The organism is Desulfobotulus alkaliphilus (assembly GCF_007830435.1).
GTDB classification, from domain to species: Bacteria; Desulfobacterota; Desulfobacteria; order Desulfobacterales; family ASO4-4; genus Desulfobotulus; species Desulfobotulus alkaliphilus.
Genome location: NZ_VLLC01000077.1, coordinates 1 through 2,240 on the forward strand (window position 1 = coordinate 1; position 2,240 = coordinate 2,240).

The following is a 2,240-nucleotide window of genomic DNA, read 5'->3' on the forward strand; positions in this document are numbered from 1 at the left end:
CGGCTTTTCAAGGGGCCGGATGTGGTGAGGCGTTACCTTTCAGAAACCGAAGACCTGAGCGCATCGGATCAGCTCAGGCTCAATGAGCTGGCTGGCCTCTACCGAAGCCGCCATCCCTGTCAAGAATCCTTTTTTTCACCCGGAACACCCAAAAAAACGACCTCGCAAAATGGCCCGAAACGGGTTTTCAGGAAGAGGCTGGTGCGTTTACCTTCCTCCCTTTTTGCCTTTTTTACAAAGCCTCTCATGGCTTCGCTTTTTTATCCCCTTGTTTTTTTATAGGGTTTTGAAAAAAGGCTTTTGGGCAAGGCAAAAAAGGGCTTTCTTTGCCCTTCAGAGTGTACTATGTGGTGATAAATAAATGCAGACGTATTACCTTTTTATCTCCGGGCTTTGTCCGGGCAATATTTCTATATCTTGTGGCCCATATCCATGGCTAGAGAAAGGGGAAAGAATGTTTTTTAAGCACATAACAATAACGCTTTTTGTTTTTTTTGCCGGTTTCCTGGGCAGCGCTTATGCCATGAAGCAGTGGCATCTTGATGACGATTCTTATAGAGACACAACAGACCCGTTTCTCTATTTAGTCTTGCTTATGTTTATAATTGGATATATTGCGTATAGGCAATATGTTGACCATCCAAAAAAGGGACCGCTGATAGGCACTTTGATCTTTGGCTCTCTGGCCCTTCTTCTTTCTCAAGTGGAGTCCAGAGATACCCTGAGCTGGGTTATCATTATTTTATTTGCCGTGGTTTCGGCCTTTTGGACCTATATCGATTTCGCCTCTGACCAAGCACCAGAATCCAAGCCCAAAGAGTAGCAAAGGAGACCAAATGAGAATCGCCATCGGAGCCATCACCCTGTTGCTTGGAATAATCATTTTTGGCACAGCAGCCCCTAATCTCCCTCCGGGCGCAGGCCCGCAATTTGTGTTCGGTTACTTTCTTCCGTCCGGGGCAATCATTGTTCTTGGCGTGGTAATTCTTGCGTGGAACAAGAAAGGAAAAGAAGAATGAAAACAATCGTGCAGATCATTGGTGCTTTTTTATTGACTGCATTGCTCTGTCAGGCAACGCACGCAGCAAGTGTGAAAAATTATAGAAACCATTCTTTGGGATTTGAAGTCTCCTATTTAGATAATTGGGAACAATCTCAAGGGCCAGGCAATCCTGCTTTTTTTATTAAAAGAAAATCAGTTGAAGAGCCCGGCTCAATAAGTATCAGTGTTGCGAATTTCACCGGAGACAAAGATAGCTTTATGAAGGAAATAAAAGCGCATCCGGAGAAATTTATTGAAGAGTACAGACAGCGCTTTCCAGGCGCTAAAATGCTAGGGAGTGGCGACACAGCCATGGGGGGGGTTCCTGGTTACTTCGTTGTTGCAAGCTATCCGTTAAAAAACCCGAATATCGTGTTAGATATAGTGACATGGCAGACCTTCTGTATAAAAGGAAAACGAATTTACCTTATCAGCTTCGAAACGCCATTGCTCCTGTTTGAAAAGACATTTGATGAAGCTCAGGTCGTGTTGGACACCTTCAATTTTCGTTGACAATATTGCCTATGGGCGGAAGGGCCTTAAGGCTTGACAGCGGAGCAAAAAAAATCGGAATAAAAAATGTTAAAAAAAACTATTTTGCTGGTGGCTGCTTTGCTATGTTTCTCCTGCGCTTCTGCCGAAGCAAGACGTCTTCACCATGAAAGATGGTATCAGGACCAGTGGTGCGACATCCATGAAGGCAAAACCGAGGTTCGCCTTGCCGACGGCACCCGCGCTGACTGCGTGACCACAACCATAGGACACCCTTTGGTCCTTGCAGCAAAATCCTGCCTTGAAGCTACCTGAAAAAAATCAAGCTTCAGATGACACCTATCTTGACATTTATCATCTCCGAAGCCATCGGTATTGTCACCAATAAAGACAGCTCCCGACTCACCACCACCCTGCCCCATGTGCATATTACTCACTGACATAGACAAAAAGACCTGATTGCTGTAATCAGAGACTAAGGAGTAAAAGTTATGTCAATTACATTTTATACCTTTTAGGTTCTGAAAAAAAGATCAAAAAAGAATCTGAATTCTTTTTCTCAGGAGCGCCCATGACCCAAAAAAAATGGCAGGCCCCCTTGCAGTAACCGTAACCACAGGACACCCAGTGCGCCGGGATAAGCTGGCATGAGATTGGAGGTGCAAGTCCTCTATCCGGTAAGGTGTAGCGAACCGCCGGAGCCCCG

The 2,240-nt window shown here is 45.2% G+C and carries 6 protein-coding genes; 5 read left to right on the forward strand and 1 reads right to left on the reverse strand.

Translation table 11 applies throughout. The annotated features are described in order from the left end of the window. The 5 genes from LZ24_RS17455 to LZ24_RS16920 all read left to right on the forward strand — a co-directional run. Positions 1-282 (forward strand): hypothetical protein (locus LZ24_RS17455; RefSeq protein ID WP_186443235.1); only part of this gene is annotated, 282 nt, incomplete at its 5' end. Between the two features lie 172 nt (positions 283-454). Next, positions 455-823, forward strand: a complete 369-nt coding sequence (locus tag LZ24_RS16905) for a hypothetical protein (RefSeq protein ID WP_144686884.1) — start codon at positions 455-457, stop codon at positions 821-823. 13 nt (positions 824-836) lie between these two features. Next, positions 837-1,019 carry a hypothetical protein gene (locus LZ24_RS16910; protein WP_144686885.1) on the forward strand — a complete coding sequence of 61 codons (183 nt, stop codon included), beginning with the start codon at positions 837-839 and terminating at the stop codon, positions 1,017-1,019. Then, positions 1,016-1,555 carry a hypothetical protein gene (locus LZ24_RS16915; RefSeq protein ID WP_144686886.1) on the forward strand — a complete coding sequence of 180 codons (540 nt, stop codon included), beginning with the start codon at positions 1,016-1,018 and terminating at the stop codon, positions 1,553-1,555. Before LZ24_RS16910 ends, LZ24_RS16915 begins: the two co-directional genes overlap by 4 nt. A gap of 66 nt (positions 1,556-1,621) precedes the next feature. Further along, on the forward strand, positions 1,622-1,849 hold the full coding sequence (locus tag LZ24_RS16920; RefSeq protein ID WP_144686887.1) for a hypothetical protein: 228 nt from the start codon (positions 1,622-1,624) through the stop codon (positions 1,847-1,849). Between the two features lie 183 nt (positions 1,850-2,032). Here LZ24_RS16920 and LZ24_RS17745 read toward each other — a convergent pair. Next, a partial coding sequence (locus LZ24_RS17745; RefSeq protein WP_222427699.1) for a hypothetical protein occupies positions 2,033-2,240 on the reverse strand: 208 nt, incomplete at its 5' end.

Coding starts and splice junctions, on each gene's coding strand:
- LZ24_RS16910 (WP_144686885.1), top strand. CDS start 837: ATGAGAATCGCCATCGGAGCCATCACCCTGTTGCTTGGAATAATCATT.
- LZ24_RS16915 (WP_144686886.1), top strand. CDS start 1,016: ATGAAAACAATCGTGCAGATCATTGGTGCTTTTTTATTGACTGCATTG.
- LZ24_RS16920 (WP_144686887.1), top strand. CDS start 1,622: ATGTTAAAAAAAACTATTTTGCTGGTGGCTGCTTTGCTATGTTTCTCC.
- LZ24_RS16905 (WP_144686884.1), top strand. CDS start 455: ATGTTTTTTAAGCACATAACAATAACGCTTTTTGTTTTTTTTGCCGGT.